The following is a 25618-nucleotide window of genomic DNA, read 5'->3' as shown; positions in this document are numbered from 1 at the left end:
TCGTCGAGGACCAGCATGCGCAGGCCGCCCAGATCGAGCGTCCCGCGTTCCAGGTGGTCGATAACCCGCCCGGGAGTGCCGACGACGACCTGCGCGCCGCGGCGGATCCCGGCCAGCTGCGGAGCATAGGCCTGCCCTCCGTAGACCGGCAGCACATGCAGGCCGGGCAGGTGGTGGGCATACCGGCCGAACGCCTCGGCGACCTGCAGGACCAGTTCCCGGGTCGGAGCGAGCACAAGCGCCTGGGTGGAGGTGCTGCGCACGTCGATCCTGGACAGGATCGGGAGAGCGAACGCGGCGGTCTTGCCGGTCCCGGTCTGGGCGAGGCCGACGACGTCACGGCCCTCGAGCAGGGCAGGGATCGTGCCCACCTGGATCGGCGACGGCACCTCGTAGCCGAGTTCGGTGAGGGCTCGCAGGACTGCGGTACCAAGCCCGAGATCATGGAACGTCGGCTGGTCTTCGGACTCGGTCACACCTGAGAATACGGTTCCGGCGCGGCAGCCTGGTGAGAGGCGGCCGCGCCGGCCTTCGGCGCACCACCTTGGCCGATAAGGCACGTTTACGGTGGGCGGATGGATGGCGAGCGCGGACCGCGGCTCGAACTGCTGGCCGATGACGACCGTCCCGGCGGCTGGCTGATGCTGATGGACCAGGTCCGGCAGTCCTACGTCGATCTGCACGACCCGGCCTACCTGGACTTCGAGTACATCCAGGGTTTCGCCGACATGGTCGACGCGCTGCCCACCGGCCCGCTGTCCGTGACGCATGTCGGCGGCGGGGCTTGCACGTTCGACTCAGGTATCTCCTCGGTGTTGGCGCGCCGCGCGGTCCGGGCTTCCGCCGCCTGCATGTCGCTCATCGCGGGTCGGCTCGCTGGACCATCCACCCGCGGATCTGGTCGATCGGGACGAGCATCTCTCCAGTCCTGTTCTCGAGGAGTGCCCGCAGGCACGGGACAACCTGCTCGGCGATCTCGACGTTTTCGAACCGGGGTTCGCGCAGGACGTGCCAGTGTCCGTCCGGGAGTAGGGCCTCATGGACCTCTGCGGGGTCGAGGGTGCGGGAGTAGGGCGCCGTGGGTGTGGTCATCATTGGTCTCCTTGACTACGCAGCCGGTGCGGGTGTCTCGGTCAGGGTGGTTGCCGAGCCAGCGTTTAGTGCGCGTTCGGCGGCCTCGCGATCCCGCGCGAGGATCTCGGAGGCGCATCGATCGTGACGTTCCCGCCGCCACGGGCGGCGCCTGGCGAGGTACTGCCGCATACTGCCTGGTCGCGGGCCCACGCCGACTCCTGGTACCCGCAAACGCGACCTGGAACTGCTGATGTTGCGGCGTGAGATCGAGGCAACGCGGCCCACCACCGTGCTCGATCAGCTCGATGCCCAAGCCGCGCGACCTCTCGGTGTGGCCGGTCTGCGGGTCCTGATCGGCGCGATGGAGCCCGCCCCGACGCTCCGAATGGCCGATCTGGTGCTGCGCGTCCACCGCGAGCTGAGCCACCGTTTCTCCGAACTCCGCCCCTTCGTCAGCCCCGCGAGCGGAGCATGGAACGCCTTCTCCCGAAATCTCGAGCAACGTCACGACCAGCCGTGCGAACCGGCGCATCCGAGCATGCCCCGCGATGGGTGCGGTTCGTCACGAGACCGATGAACACGCGGAAATCAGGTTGCCATCCGAAAAATTGGGCAGTCACCCTACGACTGGATAACGCGCCATGAGCTGGAAGCGGCGATGTGACGATTTTCGAGGCTCTGACCACGGGCCTGAACGAAACTGATCGAAACCTCACCCTCGAGGTGATCCGGCAGAGTTTCGACGATGGCCAGGCAGCCGCGCGGCGAGGACGTCCGCACCGCAACGTCGAGGAGATCACCCGGCGGCGCCGGTCCTCCCGGCCGACGGTCGTCGACGACCAAACGGAGCCGGCGGGGTGCGGTGCCTGATGCGGCCGGCGGATGGTTTGCGGCGGCCGGTGTAGGCGCCACGATCGACCGGTTTTGCCGTGGAGCGGAATCACACGATTAGGCTTGCGGGGTGGACGGATCGTCGGTACCGGCGCGATCGGTACCGGCACCCCGCCGGCCCCGATTGCTCGCCAAAAGTGGCGCGACCCGGCGGCGAGTGACACGGTCCCGGTCCCCCGGTTGCTTTCGATATTCCCGAAGACTATAAGTGGGCTAACACTCGACAAGGTTGAGTGTCAACCTCCGGCGCGACGGGTGCCCGGGTCATGACCCGATCATCGTGTTCGTTTTGGGCCCCGCTGGCGGCCGGCACTCCTCCACACGGCCCATGCCTGGGAGGAAACAGCTCGTGCCCCTGCGTTATGGCTTCCTCAGCACCTATCCGCCCACCCAGTGCGGTCTGGCGACCTTCACAGCCGCCCTGTTCGACGAGCTGAACAGTCCGGCGCCCGGTGCGTCCAGTGGGGTGGTGCGCCTCCTGGACGCCACCGACCGAGCCGGTGCCACGCGAACCGGCGCCACGGCCGAGCCAGCCGCGCCGGCCGCCAGAACACCGGGTCGATCCGGTCGGGCCAGCCGGCCGGTTCTGGTCGGGGAGCTCGTCGCCGGCACGCAGGGCGGGCCGCGTGCGGCGGCACACCTGCTGAACGGCTTTGACGTCGTCGTGGTGCAGCACGAGTACGGCGTCTACGGGGGTCCGGACGGCGACGAGGTGCTCGCGGTGCTCGACGCCCTCGACGTCCCGGTGATCGTCGTCCTGCACACCGTGCTGGTGACACCCACCTCGCACCAGCGGCATGTCCTTGAGTCCCTGGTCGCGGCGGCGGACGTGGTGGTCGTGATGACCGAGACCGCGCGGGTGCGACTCGTCGCGGGTTTCCAGGTCCATCCACGACGGGTGGTGGTCATCCCGCACGGCGCGGCGGACAACCGCCGGGCGCCGGCGGAGCACAGCGGCGGGCCGACCGTCCTCACCTGGGGCCTGATCGGGCCCGGGAAGGGCATCGAGTGGGGCATCGCCGCGATGGCGGACCTCGCCGACCTCGATCCCGCCCCGCACTATGTCATCGCGGGTCAGACTCATCCGAAGGTTCTCGCGAGGGAGGGCGAGGCCTACCGGGAGGGGCTGGCCGCCCAGGTCCGCGACCTCGGCCTGACCGGCCTGGTCAGCTTCGACGATCGATACCTGGACCCGGTGTCCCTCGCGGAGCTCGTGCGCCGGGCCGACATCGTCCTCTTGCCGTACGACTCGGTCGACCAGGTGACCTCCGGTGTCCTCATCGAGGCGGTCGCCGCGCTGCGGCCGATCGTCGCCACCCGGTTCCCGCATGCGGTCGAGCTCCTCGGCGACGGCATCGGACTGCTCGTGCCGCACCGGGACCCGGCGGCGATCGCCGCCGCGGTGCGCCGCATCGCGACAGACGAGACGGTGAGCGCCGGCCTGGCCAGCGCCGCGGCTGTCCAGGCCCCCGGCCTGCTGTGGCCGGCGGTCGCAGGCCGCTACCAGCGGCTGGCCGCCGGACTGGTCGCCCACACCGGGAGCCGGCCGTCGACCGCGCCCGTGCCGGTGGCCCGGTGAGCTCCACGGTCTCGTTCGACCACCTGTTCCGGCTCACCGACGGCATCGGGCTGTTCGAGCACGCGCTCGGTTCGGTGCCACGCCGGGAGCACGGCTACTGCGTGGACGACGTCGCGCGCGGGCTGGTCGTCCTCACCCGCGAGCCGTCGCCCGGGGTGGACCTGGTGCGACTGCTGGAGCGCTACCTCGCCTTCGTGCTGGCCGCGCAGGCGGTGGACGGCGCCGTCCACAACCGGCGGGACAGCGACGGGCGATGGCAGGATGATCCCGGCCTCGGTGACTGCTGGGGCCGGGCGCTGTGGGGGCTGGGCACCGCGGCCGCGGCCGCGCCGACGCGGCGACTGCGGGCCGCGGCGCGGGCCGGCTTCCTCGCCAGCGCCGGCCGCCGCTCACCCTGGCCGCGGGCCATGACGTTCGCGGCGCTCGGTGCCGGAGAGGTGCTGCTCGCCCATCCGGATGACGAACCGGCGCGCGCGCTGCTCACCGCTGCCATCGAGGTGATCGGACCGGTCGGTGCCAACCCGGGCTGGCCGTGGCCGGAGCCCACCCTGCGCTACGCCAACGGGGCCGTCCCGGAGGCACTGATCCTCGCCGGCATGTGCCTGCCCGACAAGGTGGTGCTCGCGGACGGCCTGCGGCTGTTGACGTGGCTGCTCCAGGCCGAGACCCGTGACGGGAACCTGTCACCGACCCCGGTCGGCGGTCGCCGGCCGGGCGAGGATCCCGGGCCCGGTTTCGACCAGCAGCCCATCGAGGCCGCGGCGATCGCGGATGCCTGCGCCCGCGCCCACGCGGCGACCGGGCGGAAAAGGTGGCTGGCCGGCCTCGGCCGCGCCCACGGGTGGTTCCTCGGGGACAACGACAGCTCGATGCCGTTACTCGACCCCGACACCGGCGGCTGTTACGACGGGCTCGAGCCCGGCGGCCGCAACCTCAACCAGGGCGCCGAATCGACCCTCGCCCTGCTCTCCACCGCCCAGCACGCCCGCCGCCTCCTGGCATCGACGCCCTGACCGGGGACACGAGGGCCACAGTCGCCGGGCCGGCCGAGAACGACCTGGTCACGCGGCATCCGCTGGGGCTCTCCCCGAACAGCGACCGGGTCATCGCGAAGCTCTTCCTGCCCGGTGAGGAGGGCAGCCGGCCGCATTCGCGGGCCGCCGGCATCGTGGCCCGCGTTCTCGCCCTGCCCGAACGGGAGGTCGAACGCCTGGTCGCCGACCTCCTCGAACGGTTCGAGCCGCGTCACCGGGACTACCGGGGCGTCCTCGCGCGGCACGCCGCGGTGGTGGCTCCGCGGGTGCCGGTACCCGCGGAGCTCTCCCCGGCGCGCAGTCTGCTGCTCGGCGCGTGCTTCACCGCCGAGTACGCGGTGGAGGGCGCGGCCGTCACCAACCCCTCGGCGATGCCGCACCCCGACCAGACCGGGCTGCCGTCCGGCGCGCTGCGACTGGCGTTGAGCCTGCGCGCTGTCGGGGAGGGCCATCTGTCCTCGATCGGCTTCGCCGTCGCGGTGATCGGTCCGGGCCCTTCGGTGCGCCTGGAGCCGCGGACCGGCCCCCTCACCACCGGCGTCGCCGTGCCCGTCGAGTGGGAGCCCGCCCGGCTGCGCGCCGTACTCACCGAACACGGTCTCGACGACGAAGTCACCCGTGCCGTCCTCCAGAGCCTGGACCCACGGCCGCCCGGCAGTGAACCCGACCCCGATCTCTCCCGTGCCTTCGCCGCGGTTCCCCCCGACCTGCTCCGCCGCCCCCAGGCGCCCGGGGTCCTCGCCGGGATCCGCTCGATCGCCGGATCACTGCGGCGGGTCGAGTTCCCACCCGACAGCACCCTGGCGCAACGGGTGCTGTGGCCCACCGCCACCAGCGAGAGCAACGGCATGGAGGACGCGCGATTCGTCCGGTTCACCACACCGGACAGGACCGTCGAATACCGGGCCACCTACACCGCCTTCGACGGCACGGACATCTCCCCCCGCCTGCTCACCAGCCCCGACCTTCGGGTCTTCACCACCGCCCCACTCACCGGCCCGGCCGCCCGCAACAAGGGCATGGCGCTGTTTCCCCGGCTGGTCGATGGTCGCCACCTCGCGCTCTGCCGCTCCGACGGCGAGTCCACCGCTCTGACCGCATCGGACGACGGCCAGGTGTGGAGACCGGCGCGTCCACTGCACGGGCCACGGGCCGCCTTCGAACTGCTCCAGGTGGGCAACTGCGGCTCCCCGCTCGAGACGTCCGCGGGCTGGCTCATACTCACCCACGGCGTCGGGCCGATGCGGACCTACACCATCGGCGCGATCCTGCTTGATCTCGACGACCCGGGAACGGTGGTCGCGGCACTGCCCGGACCACTGCTCGCCCCGACCGGGCAGGAGAGCGCGGGCTATGTCCCCAACGTCGTCTACTCCTGCGGAAGCCTGATCCACCACGGTCTGCTCTGGCTGCCGTACGGGATCGGCGACACCCGGATCGGGATGGCCAGCGTGCCCGTCGACCGGCTCCTCGCACAAATGCTCCCCGCCGGGTGACCAGCCCGCGGGGGCAGCGGGATCAGGCGACAAGGGGCGAGAACGCCCGCGCAGACGGCGACCATGCGCACACGCGGCGACAGGAGCGTCGTCGACCCTGTGGCCTGCGCGGTCCTGGCCGTCGCGGGCAGCCCAAGCCCACCCCGCACCTCGATACTCACTGGCGCTGCGCCTGATCTCGGGCGTCGTATACAACGTCCGGCGACCGCGACGACCGAGTTATCCGTCATGCGGAAACCTTCATTGACCTTACGGATTGCCCACGCTAGCTTGCCCCATCACTTGAAGCGCTTCAATCTAATTGGTCCTGGAGGACTGGTGACACGGAAGTCAACTGTCCGGACATGGGTTCCGCGGGTGGCGTGCGCCGTCACCGTGTCCCTGGCTCTGGCGGCATGTGGAGGCGGGGCCGGAGCCTCGGATGACGCATTCACGATGATGTCGCTGAACGAGAACACGACCCAGGATGAGGTACTCACAGCGCTCGGCAAGGGCGCGTGTGCTGATCAGAACGCGGCTCTGCCTCTCGACATCACCGAACAGGCTCAGGAGAGCGTAGATCAGCAGGAGCAACTCCTGGCCGGTCAGGGCGCCCTGCCGCAGCTCTTCCCTGCGAACACCCCTGCCCTGATCCGCGAGCTCGCCGACAACGGCAGGGTGGCCGACGTCAGCAAGGTTCTCTCTGGAAGCCCTGCCGCGGACTCGGTTCTACCAGCTGCTCAGTCAGCGGCCGACCAGATCTTCGGTGCTCAGTTAGTCCTTCCCGTCGAGCTGAACATCGAGGGTATCTGGTACAACAAGAAGATCCTCTCGGACAATGGGATCGACGTCCCGAAAACGTGGGATGCTCTAGTCGCGGCGTTCGAGAAGCTGAAGCAGGCCGGCGTTCAGCCCGTCTCCGCCGCCGGAGCCGGCGGTGATGGCTGGGGAGTGAGCCGCTGGGTCGGCGCCTACCTGTTCCGCACCCTTGGCCCCGATGCCCTGAAGGACGTCGCGGACGGGAAGGCCAAGCTCACCGACCCCGAATATGTTGCGGCCGCACAGGCGATCTCCGACCTCGGCAAAGCCGGATACTTCGGGCCCTCCCCCACGTCGATTGATTATGCCACTGCTCTGAACACGTTCCTGACTGGTGACGCGGCGTTCATCTACATGGGCTCCTGGGCGCTGTCCAACTTCAACGACCCGAAGGAGAACAAGATCGGGGAGGATGCCATCGGATTCCTGCCGTTCCCCGAGGTCTCCGGCGGCAAGGGAAGCAGCGACCAGACCCCGACCAACCTCGGCACCTCGATCGTCCTGTCGTCCTCGGTGGCCGACAACGAGAAGGCCAAGGCGTGGGTACAGTGCATCGCCGAGAACTACGGCACCACGGCGCTGCGCGACAAGGGCCAGATCACGGGGTTCACGCTGTCCGAGAAGGTTGACGTTCCACCGCTGACGAAGGTGGTTCAGGAGCAGATCACGGCAACGTCGCAGAGCGTCCTGTGGTTCGAGGCTCTGTTCCCGGCGTCGGCGACGACGGCGAGCCAACAGAACGCCGGCTTGCTCGGCTCCGGGCAGAAGAGCGGCAAGGACTTCATGTCCGCGGTGGCCTCCGAACTGGGCTGACAGCCCGCGCCCCGGTGCGGGCAGGCTGAGTGACCGAACAGCCCGCCCGCACCGGAGTCCAGATCTCGTACCGCTCCGGAAGGCGAGTCCCGTGAAGGACGTCCTTGGCGACAGGCGCACCGTCCTGGTGCTGTTGGGCCCGGCCCTGATCATCTACACCCTGGTCATGCTCGTGCCCATGCTGTGGTCGCTCGGCTACACCTTTTTCGACGGCAGTGTGATCTCGGGTTTCCACTTCACCGGGTTCGACAACTTCACCCGGCTTTTCGATGACCCGAAGATCGGCGACGCCCTATTCTTCACGGTCAAGTACGCCTTCGTTATCACCGCAGGCCAGATTCTTCTCGGCTACCTGCTCGCACTGCTCTACGTGTTTGCGCTGAAGCGCGCCTCCGCGCTGGTGCGCACACTGGTGTTCTTCCCGGTCGTCCTGCCGACCGTCGCCGTGGCCCTGCTGTTCCAGAAGCTTTTCGAGGTCGCGCCGCAGACCGGTCCGGTGAACGCGCTGCTGAACGCAGCAGGCCTCAGCTCGATCAACTGGCTAGGTGACCCCGACAACTCCTTCGCAGTACTTGCGATCATGGACATCTGGCGGTCGATGGGTTTCTACGCGGTACTCCTCTACGCCGGACTGATCGACATTCCCGACGAGGTCATCGAGGCCGCCAGGCTGGACGGCGCCTCGACCTGGCGCCTGATCCGCAGCATCGTTGTTCCATTGTCCTTTCCTGTCCTGGTGTCCTCGCTGATCTTCAGTATCAACGGGACGCTGAAGGTCTTCGACTCGATCTACGCACTCACCGGAGGCGGCCCGGGCACCGCGACGACCCCGCTCACCCTGGCGATGTTCCGGACATCCTTCGCTTCGGGCGACTACGGCTACGGGGCCACGATCGCGTCGGTGCTCACCCTGCTCTCGCTGCTGACCACCCTGCTGATCTTCCGAACGTCGCGACGCGACCTGACTCAGGGCTGAGTGATGACGACAACCCACGGTCTTGCCGGCGACGCGACCTCCGGCGTCGCGCTCGAGCCCGCCGCGCCGGCGACGCCACCCAGGATGTCCCGCCGACCAGCCGGGCACGGCAAGGCGTGGGCGGCCCGGCTGCGGCGGCTGCCGCTGCACGCGGCGATCGCTCTGCTGCTGCTCAGCGTCGTCTATCCGCTGGTCTGGCTCCTCCTCGGCGCGTTCAAGACGCAGGACGAGTTCCTCAACGAACCGACCTGGGCGCTGCCGAAGGACTTCACCAACGTCGACAACTTCAGCGCCGCCTGGTCGAGCGTCAGCCAGTACCTGCTCAACTCCGCACTGGCCGTCTTCCCCTCACTACTGATCATGCTGGTGATCGGGACCGCCGCCGGCTTCGCCTTGGAAGTCATGGTCTGGAAGGGCCGCAACACGGTTCTGCTGACCTTCCTCATCGGCATCATGGTGCCCTGGCAGATGATTCTTCTCCCGCTGTTCACCGTATATTTTCAGGCCGGTCTCACCCAGACACTCTGGCCGCTCATCTTCACCTACACCGCGACCGGCCTCCCCCTCACAGTGTTCCTCATGGCCACTTATTTCCGGGCGATACCGAAAGAGATATTCGAGGCAGCCGCCCTGGACGGAGCCAGCATGATTCGCGCACTCTGGTCCGTCGCGTTCCCAATGATGAAGAACGCCATTTTCACCATAGCCCTGGTCCAGTTCTTCTTCCTTTGGAACGACCTCCTAATCGCCTTGACATTCACCACTCGAGACGAGTTGCGGACGGTCCAGGCCGGCCTACTAAACTTCACCGGAGAGTTCGGGGTCGTCGACTATGGGCCTACGTTCGCCGCGATCTGCATCAATGTTCTGGTAATCCTCGCAATCTATCTCTTCCTCAACCAGCGTGTGATGCGTGGAATGGCCGCCGGTGCGGTCAAGGGCTGAATCGGAGGGAGTCGGTGCGCCGGAACGGTCGGCGTACCGTTCCCGCCCACGGATCGACCGGCTGACCTGCGAGCACTATCGAGAGCCACTCGGAATCGGGGCGTCCGCACCGCGCCTGACCTGGACAACGGTGGCTGGACCCGCCTGGTCGCAGACCGCGTACGAGATCCAGGTCGAGCGCGATGGCCTCCTGACGTCGACAGGGTGGGTCGACAGCGCGGAGTCGGTACTCGTCCCCTGGCCGGCAGCGCCGCTCCGGTCTCGCGAACGGGTCCGGATCCGGGTCCGGGTACTGGGCACCGATCGAACCGTCTCCGGCTGGTCCTCTCCGGTTGTCGTCGAGGCTGGACTGCTGTCGCCAGAGGACTGGTCCGCCGTGCCTGTCGGACCAGGCACGCGCACAACCGCGGACGGCGTCTGGCTGCTGCGCCGTGTGTTCGACCTCCCTGCCGACCTGCTCGACCGGTCCCGGCCGACGGCACGTCTGTACCTGACGGCTCATGGCGTGCTCGACGCGGAGATCAACGGGACGCCCGTCGCCGAGGATGTCCTGGCGCCCGGGTGGACGTCCTACAATCACCGGCTGCGGTACGCGACGCACGACGTCACCGATCTGCTCCAGCCCGGGCCCAACGTGCTGGGCATCAGGCTCGCCGACGGGTGGTACGTGGGGCTGGTCGGATTCGACGGCGGAACCCGCGCGATCTACGGCGACCGGGTAGCGGCGTTGTGCCAGCTCGAAGTGCGGCGATCCGGAGAGTCGACCATCGTGGTGGCGTCCGGTGCCGACGGGTGGATGGTCGCTCCAGCGCCGACGACGTCCGCCAGCTTCTACGCGGGTGAGCGACATGACGCGCGGCGGGACGACCGTGGCTGGTCGTGCCCGGGACAGCCCGCCGGCGACTGGCGGCCGGTCCACGACGTCACGTCACGGGACTGCGGCACCCTCGTCGCTCCCGAGGGCCCGCCGGTGCGATGCACCGACGAGATCGACCCCGTGTCGATCACGCCTCTTGGAGCGGGAGCGTACCTGCTCGACTTCGGGCAGAACCTCGTCGGCCGGCTGCGGCTGCGGGTCCAGGGGCCGCGCGGGACGGTGGTACGCCTCCGGCATGCCGAGGTGCTGGAGGACGGCCGGTTGTGCACCCGCCCGCTGCGCGGCGCGACATCGGTCGACGAGTACGTGCTGGCTGGAGACCGGCTGGAGGAATGGGAGCCACGGTTCACTCTGCACGGCTTCCGCTACGCCGAGATCGAGGGTTGGCCGGGGCCGTTGGATGCCGGGGCGGCGACGGCCCGGGTCTATCACAGCGACCTGGAACGCACCGGGTGGTTCGAGTGCTCCGACCCTCTGGTCACCCGCCTCCACGAGAACGTCGTCTGGAGCATGCGCGGGAACTTCGTGCATCTTCCGACCGACTGCCCGCAGCGCGACGAGCGGCTCGGCTGGACCGGGGACCTCCAGGTCTTCACGGCGACCGCAGCCTTCCTCTACGACTGCACGGGAATGCTGCGTTCCTGGTTGCGGGACGTGGCTGCCGAGCAGCTCCCGGACGGCACGGTTCCCTGGTACGTGCCCTATGTTCCCGGTGGCCCGATCTGGTCACCTCCCCGCCCCGGGGCGGTATGGGGCGACGTCGCCGTCATCACCCCCTGGGTGCTCTACGAGCGGACCGGCGACCAGCGGATCCTGGCCGACCAGTATGAGTCTGCCCGAGCTTGGGTAGACCTCGTCACCCGGTTGGCTGGACCCGCGCGGCTCTGGGACAGCGGCTTCCAGCTCGGGGACTGGCTGGACCCTGCGGCACCACCCGAGGATCCGGCGGCGGCCCTGACCGATCCGCACCTGGTCGCCACCGCGTACTTCGCCCGGTCGGCCGCGTTGCTGGCCCGAGCCGCCGAGGTCATCGGGCGACGGTCGGACGCGACCCATTACGAGGCGCTCGCCGACGAGATCCGCCATGCCTTCCGCGACCGCTATGTCACCGTGGACGGACACCTGACCAGCGACACCCAGACGGCGTACGCGCTGGGCATCTGTTTCGATCTGCTGTCCCCGGAGCACGAGGCCTTCGCCGGTGCCCGGCTGGCCGAGCTGGTCAGCAACGCGGGTCACCGCATCGCGACCGGCTTCGCCGGCACCCCGCTGGTCACCGAGGCACTGTCCCGGACCGGGTACCTGCGGGCGGCCTACGACCTGCTCCTGTGCCAGGAATGCCCGTCCTGGCTGTACACGGTCCGGCAGGGCGCCACCACCATCTGGGAGCGCTGGGACAGCCTCCTGCCAGATGGTTCGGTCAATCCCGGCGACATGACCTCGTTCAACCACTACGCGCTCGGCGCGGTCGCCGACTGGCTGCACCGGGTGGTGGCCGGGCTCTCCCCGGCCGAGCCAGGCTACCGGAGGATCCTCTTCCGTCCGCGGCCCGGCGGTGGGCTCACCTGGGCGCGAGCCCGGCACCGCTCGCCGTACGGGATCGCGGCGATCGAGTGGCACTGGATCGCGGGCCGGCTTGAGGTGGCAGTCGAGATCCCGACCGGATCCACGGCCACCCTGGAAATGCCGCTGCATTCTTCTCTCGAGATCGGACCGGGGAGGCACCACTTCACGGCCGACCTTCCCCTGGACTGGGCCGGAAAGCTGTGACCCAGCACTCTCCTCGACATATTTTTCGTGTCCCCGAATCGTTTCAGGACAATCACGCATCTCGCTTCGCACCGTCCGACACGTTCCTGCCGGAGAAAGGCGCTCATGAATCATGGCAGCCGTCGAATTCATCTCTGTTGCAAGGCATTACCCGGGCAGCGATCGTCCTGCGGTAGACGCGCTTGATCTCCAGGTCGCCGACGGCGAGTTCCTGGTTCTCGTCGGGCCGTCCGGATGCGGAAAGTCGACCACCCTGCGGATGGTGGCCGGGCTGGAGCCGGTGGACTCCGGACAGATCCTGATCGGCGGGAAGGACGCCACGAATCTGGCGCCGAAGGACCGCGATATTGCGATGGTATTCCAGAACTACGCTCTCTACCCCCACATGAGCGTGGCAGACAACATGGCTTTCTCACTGAAGATCTCCGGCGTACCCAAAGGTGAGCGCCACCGAAGGATTCACGAGGCCGCGAGGCTCCTCGACCTTGAGCCCTATCTCGAACGGAAGCCGAAGGCGCTGTCGGGAGGCCAGCGGCAGCGGGTGGCGATGGGTCGGGCCGTCGTCCGCGAGCCGCAGGTCTTCCTGATGGACGAGCCGCTGTCCAACCTCGACGCCAAGCTTCGCGTGTCCACCCGCACCCAGATCGCCTCCCTGCGGCGACGTCTCGGGGTCACGACGATCTACGTGACCCATGACCAGGTCGAGGCCATGACCATGGGCGACCGGGTGGCCGTGTTCGCAGGCGGCCGGCTGTGCCAGGTCGGCAGTCCGCAGGAACTGTACGAAAAGCCGGCCAATGTGTTTGTCGCCGGGTTCATCGGATCCCCGGCAATGAACCTGATACCGGCCCCGCTACACCAGGGCAACGCGCAGATCGGTGAGGCTCTGATCCCGCTTCCCCGGGCGTCCGTGCAGGCGGCGTTGGAGGCTGGATCCACGTCGGTGACCGTGGGATTCCGTCCGGAGACGGTTAAGATCGCCGGAGACGGGGAGGGATTCAGCGCGACAGTCGATCTCGTCGAGATACTCGGATCCGACGCGTATCTGTACGCGACCATGATTCTTCCCGAGTCGGATCGCAGCAGCGGCACCCTGCAGGATACCGCGGTGATCGCGCGCATTTCTCCGCGGAACGCACCCCGTAAGACCGAGAAGATCCGGCTGCGGGTGAACGCCGAGGAGATCCACGCCTTCTCCCGGGAGACCGGGCAGCGCCTGCCGACCTGAATCCGCCTGCGCCGGCGCGCCTCACCGCGGATCTCGGCGAGGCGCGCCGGCATCCCAAGCGCTCGATGTCTCCGGGCGGAATCGGCGAGGCGGAACACGCGTTGGCTCATCCTGGTCCAGGATGAACCTACGCGGACCCGTGGGGCGGGTGGCCTTCACGGGCCGAACGGGCCGCATCGTTCGGGGCGGTGCACACGGGATGCCGGACATCGACTGAGGAGCGGCGGCTAGGTGCGCAGATCGTCACCGAGCATGAACGACGTCGCCAAAGCTGCCGGGGTATCCCTGGGCACGGTCTCCAACGTGCTCAACAATCCAGCCAAGGTCGCCGACACCACCCGTCGGCGCGTCGAGGCGGCGATCGTACGGCTCGGCTTCGTGCGCAACGGCGCGGCGAGGTCGCTCTCTTCCGGGACCAGTTCCACACTCGGCTTCGTCATCATCGACCTGAGTAACTCGTTCTTCCTGGACATGGCCCGTGGCGCGGAGCGGGAGGCCAGTCGCGCGGGCATGAACGTCCTGCTGGCCAATGCCGACATGGATCGAGGGAAGCAACACACCTACCTGAGCCTGTTCGAGGAGGAGCGCGTCGCCGGTGTGCTCCTGGCGCCGGAACAGAGCTCCTCCGCCGAGACCCGTTCGTTGCGGTCCCGCGGGATGCCGCTGGTGGTCCTGAACGACCCCTCCGTTGATCCGGCTGTGTGGGCCGTGCAGACGGACAACGTCCGCGGTGGCTATCTGGCGGCACGCCACCTGGTCAGCCTCGGCCGCCGGCGCCTGCTCTTCGCCGGACCTGATCACCTCGCCGTCGTCCAGCAGCGGTTTCAGGGCGTACAGCACGCTGTCCGGGAGGCTGGCGGAGGCGTGGCCCTCGAACTAACACGGACAGACGGCGTCCGAGTCGAGGACGGTCGGCGGGTGGGGGACGAACTGCTGGAGTGCCCAGATCAGGACCGACCGGACGGAGTGATCGCGGGTGCGGACCTTCTCGCGCTCGGGCTGATCCATGCGCTGGTGGTGGACGGTCGGCTTCGCGTCCCGCAGGACGTTGCCGTTGTGGGCTACGACAACAACCGCTCCGCCTGGAACAGCGTCATCCCGATCACGACGCTGGATCAGGCCGGTGAGGAGATGGGGCGTGCCGCCACCCAGATGCTGCTCTCCCTGATCAACGGAACGATGAGCGAGCCGCAACGACCAGTGATCACGGAACCGTTTCTCGTCGCGCGGGAGAGCACCATCGGCCGATAGTGGTCTGGCTCGCGATGTCCCGGGCCGGGACGCCCCCGACCTGTCTGTCCGATCATCGGGCGGCCCCGCGCCGGCCCCGGGATCGTCAGGACATCGGACGGTAGGCGGTCAGTACGGTCAGATCCTTCGAGATCGCCTCAGCCGCCGTCCGCACCGGCTCGAGCATCCGGTCCAGTGCCTCCGGTGCGGTCAACCGGTCCGCATGCATCGACACGTTGACGGCGGCCGCCACCCGGCCGTCGGCGTCGCGAACACCAACCGCCAGCGACTGCAGGCCATCCTCGAGCTCCTCCCGCACCAGCGCGTAGCCGTCCCGCGCGACTGCGAGCACGATGTCCCGCAGTCGGCCGATATCAGTGACGGTATGCCTGGTCAGCGCACGGGGACGGACTCGGCCCAGGTATTCCTCACGCTCGCCCACGGGCAACCCCGCGAGGAGTACTCGCCCCATCGACGTCGGGTAGGCCGGAAGCATCGCACCCACCGCGAGGTCCACACTCATGATTCGCGTGGTGGCCGCTCTCGCGACATAGCGGATCTCGCCATCCGTGAGTACCGCGAGCGAGGCCGACTCGCCGACCGTCTCCCTCAGCCGAACCAGGTGGGGTTGGGCGACCGCCCCGAGATCCTTCCGGGTGAGCGAGGTGAAGCCCAGGTCCAGAATCCGCGGTAGCGGACGGAACGTCGCACCGGCGGACACACCGTCCTGGCGGACGTAGCCGAGAGGAACCAGGGTGAACAGGCCGCGCCGAACGGTGGCGCGGGGCAGCCCCGTGGCTCGTGCGAGGTCGCTGAGCGTGGGGTGACGCAGCCGGGCGTCGAAGGCCGTGATCAGGGTCAGACCACGGGCGAGAGACTGCAGATAGCCGCGGCCCAGCGCCGCCTTGGTCTCACCGATCAGCCATGCGGGCGTGGACGCCGTGCCGAGGACCGCCGGACGTGCCGATGACGGATCGACGCCGGCTGCGGCGTGACCCGAGGTGGCCCCAGCTACGGGGCCGACATCCGCGTCCGCAGCGAGCGCCGCCTCCATCGATGTCACGGCCGGCCGCAGCAGCGGAAGCGCGAGCTCGGCCAGTGAGGAGACGCTGTGCCGGCTGGTGTGGCTGACCACGCTGACCGCGCACAGGACAGCGCCTGCCCTGCCGTGGGCTCCCGTGATGTCGCGGACCGGCACGGCCAGCGCGATCAGGCCCGGCTCAGCAAGCTGGTCATCGACCGCGTACCCCTGCTCTGCGGCCAGGGCGGAGAGGATCCGCAGGTCAGGCCCGGCCTCCGGCCGCGTCGACACCTGCTCCAGGGCAGAGGAACGGCCCGGTGCGGAGCTCCAACGCTCCCCGGATGCCGGGACGGCGCACCGGGCCCGCCAGGCCTCCCAGACGTCCTCGTCCCATTCCGCGGCGAAGAGATGACCCGGCGCACAACGCTCGGCGGGCAGCAGATCCCCGACGCGGAAGGCCGGGGACACCGCTCGGCGAGGGGCGATCTGCACGACGTACCGGACGTCGCCGCCGTCCGGTACGGCGACCGAGACAGCCTCGTCGAAACGATCCGCGAGCTGCCTGACGTGCTCGGTGAGCACGTCAGGCAGCCGGCTGGCAGCGAGGTAGGCGTTACCGAGGGCCGCCAGCGCTGGGGCGGGGGCGACGTCGTGGCCACGGAGGTCGACCAGCGCACTGCTGGCCAGGGTCAGCAGGACCCGGTCCACGGTCGAGCGGGGCAGCCCCGTGGCCCTGACCAAGGCCACAGCCGGCACGCCTGGCTGTCCGCGAACGCCGAGGTCGTCGGACAGTCTGGCGAGTGCCCGCAACACCGCGAGGCCGCGGTCGAGCGGCCCCACCATCCCGACCGTCGTCCCTTCCCCTGGCCTCGTCACGGTCACCACAATGGCAGCCCTTCGTCCGCGTCAGGGCTCCCGCCCCGCCCCGGCGGCAGACGTAGGTGACCGGTGCAGTGTGTTGACGCCCGGCCCACGAACACCGAAACTAGTCGATAGCGAACTTGAGTTCACTCAGCGAACAGATCTTGTGCATCGAATCCACGGACCCGCTGAGGAGACCTCGACGAGGCGGCGTGGATCCGAACGCCAACGATCACGACAGGTAGGGGGCCGTCCGCGGTTATGGACAAGGTTGTGACGTCGGCGGATGAGGCTGTCGCCGCCATCTGCGACGGTGCGAGCCTCGCCGTCGGCGGGTTCGGGCTGTGCGGGGTACCGACCGTGCTGATCGAGGCAGTGCTGCGCCGCGGTGCGCGGGACCTGTCGGTGGTGTCGAACAACTGCGGGGTGGACGGCGGCGGGCTGGGCCTGCTGCTCGCCGCGCACCGGATCCGCCGGGTCACCGGCTCCTACGTCGGGGAGAACAAGGAGTTCGCCCGGCAGTACCTGACCGGTGAGGTCGAGGTGGAGCTGACCCCGCAGGGCACACTCGCCGAAAGGCTGCGGGCCGGCGGCTGCGGCATCCCCGCCTTCTACACCCCCGCCGGCGTCGGCACGCAGATCGCCGAGGGCGGCATCCCGCGCCGGCACCATCCCGACGGCAGCGTGGCGGTGGCCTCCCCGCCGAAGGAGACCCGGGTCTTCGGTGGCCGGGAGTTCCTGCTGGAGGAGTCCATCACCACGGATGTCGCGCTGGTGCGGGCGGCGCGCGGCGACCGGGCGGGCAACCTGATGTTCGCCCGCGCGGCGCGGAACTTCAACCCGCTGGTGGCGATGGCCGGCCGGATCACCATCGCCGAGGTGGAGGAGCTGGTGGAGCCGGGCACGCTGGACCCGGACGAGGTCCACCTGCCAGGCATCTTCGTGCAGAAGGTCCTGCCGCTGACACCCGCCCAGGCCGCCGACAAGGGAATCGAGAAGCGGACGGTCCGGACGCGATGAGCGGGAGCATGCGATGAGCTGGAGCAGGGAGCAGATGGCGGCCCGCGCCGCGGCGGAGCTGCACGACGGCGAGTACGTCAACCTCGGGATCGGCCTGCCGACCCTCATCCCGAACTATCTGCCGGCCGGGGTCGGGGTCACGATGCAGTCGGAGAACGGGCTGCTGGGGGTCGGTCCGTACCCGTACGACGAGGACGTCGACCCGGACCTGATCAACGCGGGGAAGGAGACCGTGACGCTGCTGGCGGGCGCGTCGGTCTTCGACTCGTCGCTGTCGTTCGGCATGATCCGCGGCTCGCACGTGGACGTCGCGGTGCTTGGTGCCATGCAGGTCTCCGCCCGGGGCGACCTGGCGAACTGGATGGTTCCCGGGAAGATGGTCAAGGGGATGGGCGGCGCGATGGACCTCGTCCACGGCGCCCGCCGCGTCATCGTGCTGATGGAGCACACCACCCGCGACGACGCGCCGAAGATCCTGCCCACCTGCACGTTGCCACTGACCGGGCGGGCCTGCGTCCACCGGATCATCACCAACCTCGGCGTGCTCGACGTGACCCGGAACGGGCTCGAACTCGTTGAGACCGCGCCCGGCGTGAGCGTCGAAGAGATCCTCGCGGCCACCAGCGCGCCCATCGCTGTCCCGACATCCCAGCCGTTCTGATCGAACTCGGCGGGCCGGCCTCACCGCAGGGCCCCGGGGGGAATGATCCCGCCGGCGGTCAGGCCCGGCGGCATCGGCTGGCCGGCCGAGAATGTCAGGAGCTTCCCGAACCTGAGCCGGCCCCTCCCTGGATGACCTCCCCGCACCGCGGGACCCGGCCGATCGGCTCGAACTGCGTACCATCCGCGTTCACCTGCACGAAGTACCAACATGGGCTGACAGCAGCTCGTTGACTTCCCAGGTCGATCGGCGAGGCCAACAGACCCTCCGCATCGTAGTGGGTGAGTTGCGAGAGGCCTTCGATGAAGTTCTCCCGGGTGGGGCAGGAACCGCCGGTTTCGAGACCCCGGAGGAAGATGTCCGCGGCGATCCAGCCGTCACCCGCTCCGCTCTGGTTCGCCGGCTGCAGGTACGGGGCGTACTGGCCCAACGCCTTCAGCAGATGCTCGTCTGCCGGCAGGCCCAACTCGAACGGCGCGAAATGCGCGAACGCGACCATGCCTGCGATACCGGAGCCATAGCTGCGAAGGGTCTGCTGGCTGTAACCAGGGGGAGCCGACATGTACAGGCCCACCCGTAGCCCGGCCTGGCGCGCCGACACCATCGTCTGGGCGAAGGTGTCACCGTCGAGCGCGCCGATCACGGTGTCAGCACCGGAGCTTCTGATCTTCTGGACGAGCCCGGTCTGGCTGGTGATCCCGCGGGCCACCGTGATGGTGTCGGCCAGGCTCACCCCGACACTTCGCAGGCTGTCTCCGAGCTGCTGGGCCGAAGAGATCGAGGCGTCGTTATCCGCGGAGACCAGGATCACAGCGCGGCGGCCGCCGCGCTCCCGCACGAACTGCCCCCAGGTCGTGACGGACGAGCCTTGGACGGCGGTGTAGGAGTGGGTGAACATGTTTCGGTATTCGGACCACTGCCGCTCGATTCCGATCCCGACCACGGGAATTCCCTTTCCGTTCAGATACTCTGCGGAACCACTGGCAACTGCGGTCGTCTCGATCAACCCGAAAACGTCGTCCGACCCAACCAGGCTCTGTGCCGCAAATAGGTTCTGCCTGACATTTCCCTGGTCGTCCTCCCACCTATATGTGATCTTTCTTCCATTGATGCCGCCTTCGGCGTTCGCGAGGCTGATCCGCGCCTCGACACCAGCCCGGTAGGCTCGGAACACCGAGGCGGACGCATCGTCCTGGGAATCAGTGAGGACGAGTCCGATGTTCACCTTGTCTGCGCTCACTCCCGGTGTGACACAAAGATCGCCGCCAGCGCTCACCCCAGACGAGAAATCGCAGGAACAGAGAGCGACAGCACACAGGGAAAGTGCGACCGCGGATCCCTTCCCTCGCAGGAATCGCGATCTTCTGTTGGGCATGTTTCTCACCTCTGAGAAATAAGTGCACCGACGCAGGAGCGTCGGCGAAGAAGTCGAGTGACCGTATTCAGATGTTTACGCCGTGCGCGGCCGCCCCGATAAATATCGAGGCGGCCGCACACGGCGACACTTCAATTCTTTTCGGAGTCCTCGATCAACTCCCATCGGTTGTCGATAAATTTCTCGACCTGCAGTTCATGAATGGGCGGAGAAGCTGAATCTGAACCGTTTACGGCTAGGTCGGGAAGTAGCATCGGCGCGTCATCGTAGTCGAGTGCGTGAATCGAGGTCATCAGATCCTGCCTGCTCAGGTCCTTCATTCCTTCGAGTGCGCGGACAAGTGCGTCGCCGGCCGAGTAGGCCCAGACGGCGTTAGCGATTGTGGCGTCGGCCTCCGGGGAGTACTTCTTCATGTCGGCCAGGTAGCTCTGTACCGCCTTGTCGCCGGCCCAGATCGGGTTGTCGGGAACCTTTGCAAACTCACCGCTGAACATCTCGGGGAACGACACCGCACCGGAAGCCTTGATGACATGTGTGGCGCTGTTCGACATGATCGGCAGATAGGTCATCGGCGCCCATCCGAGCTGCGCCATCCTGGCCAGGACCGCGGACTCCAACCGCGGAATGGCCACCGCCGAGAACAGAACGTCGGCATGCGAGCCTGCGAGAGTCGAGATCTGGCTGTCAAGCGAGGTATCGGTACGCTCGTACGTCACGTCGGCAACAATGCTTACCCGCGATCCCTTGATCGCCTCGGTGAGGCCGTTGCGATAGGCATCGCCCAGATCGTCGTTCTGCCCCAGGAAGCCTACCTTCAACGTGCGGTTCAAGCTGACCAGATACTTGCCGAAGGATTCACCCTCCTGTTCGTAGGTGGGCTGCCAGCCAATGGTCCACGGGTTCTTCTTCTGGTCCGCGCTGAAAACGCTGGCACCGGTACCGAGGAGGACCTGAGGAATTTCCTGCCGGGTAGCCAGTGGCATGACGGCTGCATTTGTCGCCGTACCGAAAGCACCGACATAGGCAAAAACCTGGTCTTGGTCGACGAGCTTGCGGAAGTTCTGCACCACGCGCGCCGGGTCGTAGCCGTCATCGTAGTATTTGAACTCGATCCGGCGGATTACTCCGTCGGACATTCTGACCCCACCGGCCTCGTTGGTCGCATCGATGAACGCCTTGATTCCGCCAAGCGCCGCCTGGCCGTTCGCCGACAGGGCTCCGGAGAGCGGGAAGCTGCCACCCAGCAGGATGGTCTTGTCGTCTATGCCCGGCGCGCTCGCCACACTGCCGGACTCCTGCCGTCCACCGCAGGCGCCAAGTAATAACGACGAGATCAGGGCCAGTGCCGCCGCGACACGGACGCCACCCGTTCTTTTCAACATGAACCTCGCCACTTTCACTTTAGATCTACCGTGTCTTACTCGAGGGATTTGATGCGGTGGAGCGCGTGGGGGTCAGTCCACCGTTTTCCTCCTGTGACGTTTCGGTCGAGCCCGCGACGGCTAAATAGCCGGTGGGTGTCGACGGTGCTGGCCAGCTGGTCGCAAGCTTCCGCGCCAGGAGCTTCCTCCTGCGCCATAGCCCGCGCGCGGCGCCCGCTATCCCGGCCGGCGCGAACAGCAGCACGAGCAGCAGCACCGCCCCGTAGATAAGCGATGATTTCTCCGGATTGATGTCGCCGACGAGGTTGGGAACATAGACGTAGAAGCAGGCAGCCACGACCGATCCCGCTGAGCTGCGCAGGCCTCCGACGACGAGGCTGCACAGCAGCGTGATGCCGAGAAGAAAATCAAGTGACTCTGGGCTAACGAAGCGGACGCAGTATACGTAGAGGAATCCTCCGGCGCCACCGTATCCGGAGGCCAGCGCGAAGACGACCATCTTGTACCTTCGCACCGGGATTCCGGTTGTCACCGCGGCGACCTCACTGGTACGTATTAGCGAGAGCGCGCGCCCTGTCCTCCCCCGAACCGCGACGTGGGCAAGCGCCAACAACGCGGCGGCGACCGTGAGGACCACGTAGTAGGCCCATTGGTCGTCGGCCAGCCCGCTCCATGTGGGCGCCGACCCGATGGGTGTCGTAAGCCCCTGCGAGCCACCGGTGAGACCGTCGAGGCGTTTCGCCAGTGGGACGGCCACCAGCGGAAGCGAGATTGTGATCATGGCCAGGGCATGGCCGCGCAGGCGCACAGCCGGTATGGCCACCAGCGCGCCGACCGTTGCGGGCAGCAGGAAGGCTAGCGCGAAGGACAGCACCACCGGCCAGCCGTGTAGCGCGGTGATCGCGGTGGTGTAGGCACCGATACCGAAGAACGCCGCCTGCCCGAGGGATATCTGCCCGGCATAGCCGGTGAGTAGGTTGAGACCGGCGATCACCACCGCCCACGCGGCGACCAGCGTTATCTGGAGATTGTCGTAGGGGGTCGACTGCTGCGGCAGAATCACGAGTACCGCTAACGCCACGACCACGGCGGCGACGCGCACGAGCCACGGAACCGTGGGCTGCCTGATTCGGGCGTTCACACCCGCACCACCTCTCGGCGCCCGAAGATTCCCTGCGGGCGGCCTAGTAGGACGACCACCATGAGGAGCAACGGGACCGCTATCTTCAGGTCGGTTCCAATGATGTCGATATAGGCCCCCGCGATATTTTCTGCCACACCTATGACCAGAGCCGCGACGACTGCGCCTACCGGGCTGTCGAGCCCACCCAGCACGGCTGCGGCGAGCGAGTAGACCAGGACTGCGTTCATCATCGAGGGGTCGAGGAATATCTTCGGTGCGATCAGGCAGGCGGCCAGCGTCCCGAGCGCGGCAGCCATTCCCCACCCGGCCATGAGCAGTCGGTTCACCGCGAGGCCGGACAGTGCACTCGACTCACGGTTGTCCGCGACGGCACGGAGCGAGAGCCCGAAGCGTGTTCGAAGGAAGATGATCTGAAGCCCGGCCACCACCGCGAGCAGTACCACCAGATTGCCGATCTGCTCCACCGTGACTGCGACTCCCCCGAGCCTTATCACCTCGTTGGGAAAGAGCGATGGGAACGGCTTGCTCACGTAGCCCCAGATTGCCCCGACGATTCCGTTGAGGAGAATGAGGAGACCGACGGTGACGACGACGATGACCAGACCGTCCTGCCCATGGAAGCGACGGATCAAAAAGCGCTCCGTGGCCACCCCGAGCGGGAAGGACAACGCCATCGCGGCCAGCACGGCTACCAGCACGGGTACACCGGCCGAGGTCAGCGACCAGGCGACGTACGCCATCAGGACGCCCATCTCTCCCTGGGCGAAGTTGACCACACCGGTCGCGCGGTGAACCAGCACCAGTGCAAGCGCCAGCGCCGCGTAGATGGAACCGGCCGAAAGGCCGTCGACGACCTGTTGGAGGGCACCCACTGTGCCTGTCCTTTCTGTGGAACGAGACAGCGTGCCCGCCGGGGCATGTCGGATCCATCCGGCAGGCGACAAGGCGCGGTACGGTCAGCCGCCCAGGTATGCCTGGCGGACGTCGTCGTTGCCCGCCAGCGCGGCGGCCGTACCTGCGATCGCCACGCGACCCGATTCGAGAACGACCGCCTGCTGTGCCATCCCGAGCGCCAGGTCGGCGTTCTGTTCCACAATCACGATCGCCAGGCTCCATTCGGCCCGCAGGCCGGCGATCGCCTCGAAGACCTCGACAGTAATCTTGGGTGCCAGCCCCAGTGAGGGCTCATCGAGAAGCAGCAGACGTGGTCGGCTCATCAGGGCGCGTGCGATGGCAAGCATCTGCTGTTCGCCACCGGAGAGATTTCCGGCGGTTGAGCCGAGGCGCTGCCGCAGCCGCGGGAACAGGTTCAGGCATCGTTCCAGATCGCGCTCGACCTCGCGCCGGTCCCGGCGGCGCGCGCTGCCGACTCGGAGGTTGTCGAGTGCGCTCAGACCGGTGAGAGTGCCGCGTCCTTGTGGCACGTGCGCGATCCCGAGCCGCGCGATCTCGTCGGTCCTGAGGCTCGTGATCTCCCTGCCGTCGAAGCGCAGGGAACCGCCTCTGCGCAGCATCCCGCTGACGGCCCGCAACGTGCTCGTCTTGCCGGCGCCATTGGCTCCCAGCAGCGCCGTGACGCCGCCCTCCTGCACGGTTAGGTCGACGCCATGCAGGACCTGGCCGCCGTCCGAGTAGGACGCGTGGACCCCGCGCAGTTCGAGAAGGCTCATGGCGCGGATCCGAGGTACGACTCGATCACGGCGGGATGCCGCTGGACCTCCGCAGCGGTGCCGGCGGTCACGTTGCGGCCCTCGGCCAGGACGTGGACGTGATCGGTAATGGAGCTGATCAGGCCCATGTGGTGCTCAACGAGGAGAACCGTCACCCCGTGGTCATCCCGGATGCGGCGGATCAGTTCGCCCAGCTCGTCCACCTCCGAGTGGACGAGGCCGCCGGCCGGCTCATCGAGCAGCAGCAGTTTCGGTTCCGCGAGCAGTGCCCTGACCAGTTCCACCCGCTTCTGCTCAGCGTGGGGGAGTGTGCCGGGCGACTGGTCCTCGACGTCAATAAGTCCCGAATAGGCCAGCAGTGCACGCGCCTTCTGCCTCCGGCGATCCTTCTCACGCAGCGCCGAACGCGGGTGGAACACTCTTCCCACCGCTGCGCTGTCCTGGCAGGTATAAGTTCCGGTCAGGACGTTTTCGAGCACCGAGGTATGCTGGTCCAGAATCGGGTGCTGAAAGGTCCGGGCAAGTCCCAGGCCGGCGAGCCGGTGCGGCGGGCACCGCAGAAGGTCAGCACCGTCAAGGTTGATGCTGCCGGCCTGCGGCCGGTACAGACCGCTGATGCAGTTGAACAGCGAGGTCTTACCCGCGCCGTTGGGGCCAACGAGACCATGGATCTCCCCAGCCCTGACGGTCAGGTCGACGGTGCTGAGAACCGCCAGTCCCCCGAACCGCAGGGAGACTCCCCGCACAGCGAGCAGCTCGGGTCGGGGCGGCGGTTGTGCATCCGCTGGCACGGATAATGCGGGTAAGACCATGGGGCACCCTCTCGTTCGTTTAGTGCGATTCTTCGCCGGAGTACGAAGTGGATCGGTTCCATGGCCGCGGTTGAGGCGGCATCCACGAATCCGCGGCGGGTGTCCGTTTTCTCGTGTGAACCGCGCGGGTCAGGTGCCGCTGACTGCTGCCGACGCACGCAGGGCACGCGAGATCCCACGCGCCGTTGCCTGCACCGCCGGGACCAGCGCGCTGGGCAGCGCAGACCCGTGTTTGACGACGACGGACACGGCCGCGATGACCTGCTCCGCCCCATCGCGCACCGGCGCGGCGACGGAGAGTGTCTCCATCGAGACCTGCCGATCGTTGATGGCGATGCCGTGCGCCCGGACGTCACCCAGCAGCCGCCTCATCTCGTCCGCGGAGGTGATGGTCAGCGGTGTGTACCGAGCGAGCGGAGCGGTCAGCACCGCCTCCTGCACGTCGTTCGGCGCGTGGGCGAGCAGCACACGCCCGGCTCCGGTCGCATGCAGCGGAAAGCGACCACCAACCCTGGTGATCACGGGCACCGAGCCGCGACCCGCCAGGCGTTCGACCCACACTGCCTCCAGCCCGTCCCGCACGACGAGCTGCACGTTCTCCGGGATCACTGCGAAGAGGTCCTCCATGAACGGCAGGGCGATCTCACGCAGCGCGAGCCCGCGCGGGGCGAGCGAACCGATCTCCCAGAGCCGCAGACCGACGTGGAAGGTTCCGTCCTGGTCGCGCTCCAGCAGTCCGCACTCGACGAGCTCTCCGACCAGCCGGTGGGTGGTCGTCAGCGGTATGCCGGTACGCCGGGACAGCTGGCTCAGCGTCAGCGCCGGCCGCTGCGGGGTGAAGGCGCTCAGCACCTGCACGGCGCGCCTGACTACGGGGCCGGTTTCGTTGCGCCCCTGCAGTCCCAGGTTCTCGCCTCCCCCGCGACGCCGCGTCCTGTCGGTCATGGTCGAAGCACTCACC

22 protein-coding genes are annotated in these 25618 nt (G+C 67.9%); 12 read left to right on the top strand and 10 right to left on the bottom strand.

Features of this window, described 5'->3' with window-relative positions:
• Positions 1-476, bottom strand: a 476-nt coding sequence (locus FREUN1FDRAFT_RS42130; protein WP_157475505.1) for a DEAD/DEAH box helicase, incomplete at its 3' end; no start/stop codon positions are given.
• Between the two features lie 382 nt (positions 477-858).
• On the bottom strand, positions 859-1092 hold the full coding sequence (locus FREUN1FDRAFT_RS28465; protein ID WP_006543752.1) for a hypothetical protein: 234 nt from the start codon (positions 1090-1092) through the stop codon (positions 859-861).
• Positions 1093-1734: 642 nt separating this feature from the next.
• Here FREUN1FDRAFT_RS28465 and FREUN1FDRAFT_RS28455 point away from each other — a divergent pair.
• From FREUN1FDRAFT_RS28455 to FREUN1FDRAFT_RS28410, 10 genes are all read left to right on the top strand, one after another.
• On the top strand, positions 1735-1944 hold the full coding sequence (locus tag FREUN1FDRAFT_RS28455; RefSeq protein ID WP_006543750.1) for a hypothetical protein: 210 nt from the start codon (positions 1735-1737) through the stop codon (positions 1942-1944).
• A gap of 370 nt (positions 1945-2314) precedes the next feature.
• The gene (locus FREUN1FDRAFT_RS28450; RefSeq protein WP_006543749.1) at positions 2315-3544 is read left to right on the top strand and encodes a glycosyltransferase; all 1230 of its coding nucleotides are present in this window, start codon (positions 2315-2317) and stop codon (positions 3542-3544) included.
• Positions 3541-4557, top strand: a complete 1017-nt coding sequence (locus FREUN1FDRAFT_RS28445) for a hypothetical protein (RefSeq protein WP_006543748.1) — start codon at positions 3541-3543, stop codon at positions 4555-4557. The genes FREUN1FDRAFT_RS28450 and FREUN1FDRAFT_RS28445 overlap by 4 nt, the downstream gene beginning before the upstream one ends.
• Before the next feature lie 155 nt (positions 4558-4712).
• On the top strand, positions 4713-6074 hold the full coding sequence (locus tag FREUN1FDRAFT_RS28440; protein ID WP_006543747.1) for a glycoside hydrolase family 130 protein: 1362 nt from the start codon (positions 4713-4715) through the stop codon (positions 6072-6074).
• 438 nt (positions 6075-6512) lie between these two features.
• Positions 6513-7685: an ABC transporter substrate-binding protein gene (locus FREUN1FDRAFT_RS28435; protein ID WP_198144516.1), complete on the top strand. Its 1173-nt coding sequence runs from the start codon at positions 6513-6515 to the stop codon at positions 7683-7685.
• Positions 7686-7776: 91 nt separating this feature from the next.
• A complete protein-coding gene (locus tag FREUN1FDRAFT_RS28430) occupies positions 7777-8661 on the top strand; it encodes a carbohydrate ABC transporter permease (protein WP_006543745.1) in 885 nt (294 codons plus the stop codon).
• 3 nt (positions 8662-8664) lie between these two features.
• Entirely contained in the window at positions 8665-9606 is a 942-nt protein-coding gene (locus tag FREUN1FDRAFT_RS28425) for a carbohydrate ABC transporter permease (protein WP_006543744.1), read from the top strand.
• Entirely contained in the window at positions 9590-12253 is a 2664-nt protein-coding gene (locus FREUN1FDRAFT_RS28420; RefSeq protein WP_006543743.1) for an alpha-L-rhamnosidase, read from the top strand. Before FREUN1FDRAFT_RS28425 ends, FREUN1FDRAFT_RS28420 begins: the two co-directional genes overlap by 17 nt.
• A 112-nt stretch (positions 12254-12365) precedes the next feature.
• Positions 12366-13481 (top strand): ABC transporter ATP-binding protein, encoded by a 1116-nt coding sequence (locus tag FREUN1FDRAFT_RS28415; protein WP_006543742.1) that lies wholly within the window; start codon positions 12366-12368, stop codon positions 13479-13481.
• 231 nt (positions 13482-13712) lie between these two features.
• Positions 13713-14732: a LacI family DNA-binding transcriptional regulator gene (locus FREUN1FDRAFT_RS28410; protein ID WP_006543741.1), complete on the top strand. Its 1020-nt coding sequence runs from the start codon at positions 13713-13715 to the stop codon at positions 14730-14732.
• 85 nt (positions 14733-14817) lie between these two features.
• Here FREUN1FDRAFT_RS28410 and FREUN1FDRAFT_RS28405 read toward each other — a convergent pair whose 3' ends face one another.
• A complete protein-coding gene (locus tag FREUN1FDRAFT_RS28405) occupies positions 14818-16608 on the bottom strand; it encodes an IclR family transcriptional regulator C-terminal domain-containing protein (protein WP_035954083.1) in 1791 nt (596 codons plus the stop codon).
• Between the two features lie 246 nt (positions 16609-16854).
• On the opposite strand from FREUN1FDRAFT_RS28405, the gene FREUN1FDRAFT_RS28400 reads away from it, so the two are divergent.
• Positions 16855-17613 carry a CoA transferase subunit A gene (locus tag FREUN1FDRAFT_RS28400; protein WP_006543739.1) on the top strand — a complete coding sequence of 253 codons (759 nt, stop codon included), beginning with the start codon at positions 16855-16857 and terminating at the stop codon, positions 17611-17613.
• Between the two features lie 13 nt (positions 17614-17626).
• Positions 17627-18274: a CoA transferase subunit B gene (locus FREUN1FDRAFT_RS28395; protein ID WP_006543738.1), complete on the top strand. Its 648-nt coding sequence runs from the start codon at positions 17627-17629 to the stop codon at positions 18272-18274.
• 94 nt (positions 18275-18368) lie between these two features.
• Here the strand turns inward: FREUN1FDRAFT_RS28395 and FREUN1FDRAFT_RS28390 are convergent, their stop codons facing one another.
• The 7 genes from FREUN1FDRAFT_RS28390 to FREUN1FDRAFT_RS28360 form a co-directional block, all read right to left on the bottom strand.
• The gene (locus FREUN1FDRAFT_RS28390) at positions 18369-19499 is read right to left on the bottom strand and encodes an ABC transporter substrate-binding protein (RefSeq protein ID WP_157475501.1); all 1131 of its coding nucleotides are present in this window, start codon (positions 19497-19499) and stop codon (positions 18369-18371) included.
• A 281-nt stretch (positions 19500-19780) separates the two neighbouring features.
• Positions 19781-21031 carry an ABC transporter substrate-binding protein gene (locus FREUN1FDRAFT_RS28385; protein WP_035954069.1) on the bottom strand — a complete coding sequence of 417 codons (1251 nt, stop codon included), beginning with the start codon at positions 21029-21031 and terminating at the stop codon, positions 19781-19783.
• Between the two features lie 25 nt (positions 21032-21056).
• Positions 21057-22172 carry a branched-chain amino acid ABC transporter permease gene (locus tag FREUN1FDRAFT_RS28380; protein ID WP_006543735.1) on the bottom strand — a complete coding sequence of 372 codons (1116 nt, stop codon included), beginning with the start codon at positions 22170-22172 and terminating at the stop codon, positions 21057-21059.
• Positions 22169-23047 (bottom strand): branched-chain amino acid ABC transporter permease, encoded by an 879-nt coding sequence (locus FREUN1FDRAFT_RS28375; RefSeq protein WP_006543734.1) that lies wholly within the window; start codon positions 23045-23047, stop codon positions 22169-22171. Before FREUN1FDRAFT_RS28375 ends, FREUN1FDRAFT_RS28380 begins: the two co-directional genes overlap by 4 nt.
• Positions 23048-23131: 84 nt before the next feature.
• A complete protein-coding gene (locus tag FREUN1FDRAFT_RS28370; RefSeq protein ID WP_006543733.1) occupies positions 23132-23845 on the bottom strand; it encodes an ABC transporter ATP-binding protein in 714 nt (237 codons plus the stop codon).
• Entirely contained in the window at positions 23842-24591 is a 750-nt protein-coding gene (locus FREUN1FDRAFT_RS28365; protein WP_198144514.1) for an ABC transporter ATP-binding protein, read from the bottom strand. Before FREUN1FDRAFT_RS28365 ends, FREUN1FDRAFT_RS28370 begins: the two co-directional genes overlap by 4 nt.
• A 195-nt stretch (positions 24592-24786) precedes the next feature.
• Positions 24787-25602 (bottom strand): IclR family transcriptional regulator, encoded by an 816-nt coding sequence (locus tag FREUN1FDRAFT_RS28360; protein ID WP_006543731.1) that lies wholly within the window; start codon positions 25600-25602, stop codon positions 24787-24789.
• Positions 25603-25618: the final 16 nt, after the last annotated feature.

The organism is Parafrankia sp. EUN1f (assembly GCF_000177675.1).
Lineage (GTDB): Bacteria > Actinomycetota > Actinomycetes > Frankiales > Frankiaceae > Parafrankia.
The sequence above is the reverse complement of the archived record's forward strand: the minus strand, read 5'-3'. Positions and strand labels throughout refer to the sequence as shown.

Coding starts and splice junctions, on each gene's coding strand:
- FREUN1FDRAFT_RS28465 (WP_006543752.1), bottom strand. CDS start 1,092: ATGACCACACCCACGGCGCCCTACTCCCGCACCCTCGACCCCGCAGAG.
- FREUN1FDRAFT_RS28435 (WP_198144516.1), top strand. CDS start 6,513: ATGTCGCTGAACGAGAACACGACCCAGGATGAGGTACTCACAGCGCTC.
- FREUN1FDRAFT_RS28425 (WP_006543744.1), top strand. CDS start 8,665: ATGACGACAACCCACGGTCTTGCCGGCGACGCGACCTCCGGCGTCGCG.
- FREUN1FDRAFT_RS28415 (WP_006543742.1), top strand. CDS start 12,366: ATGGCAGCCGTCGAATTCATCTCTGTTGCAAGGCATTACCCGGGCAGC.
- FREUN1FDRAFT_RS28400 (WP_006543739.1), top strand. CDS start 16,855: ATGGACAAGGTTGTGACGTCGGCGGATGAGGCTGTCGCCGCCATCTGC.
- FREUN1FDRAFT_RS28395 (WP_006543738.1), top strand. CDS start 17,627: ATGAGCTGGAGCAGGGAGCAGATGGCGGCCCGCGCCGCGGCGGAGCTG.
- FREUN1FDRAFT_RS28385 (WP_035954069.1), bottom strand. CDS start 21,031: ATGTTGAAAAGAACGGGTGGCGTCCGTGTCGCGGCGGCACTGGCCCTG.
- FREUN1FDRAFT_RS28370 (WP_006543733.1), bottom strand. CDS start 23,845: ATGAGCCTTCTCGAACTGCGCGGGGTCCACGCGTCCTACTCGGACGGC.
- FREUN1FDRAFT_RS28360 (WP_006543731.1), bottom strand. CDS start 25,602: ATGACCGACAGGACGCGGCGTCGCGGGGGAGGCGAGAACCTGGGACTG.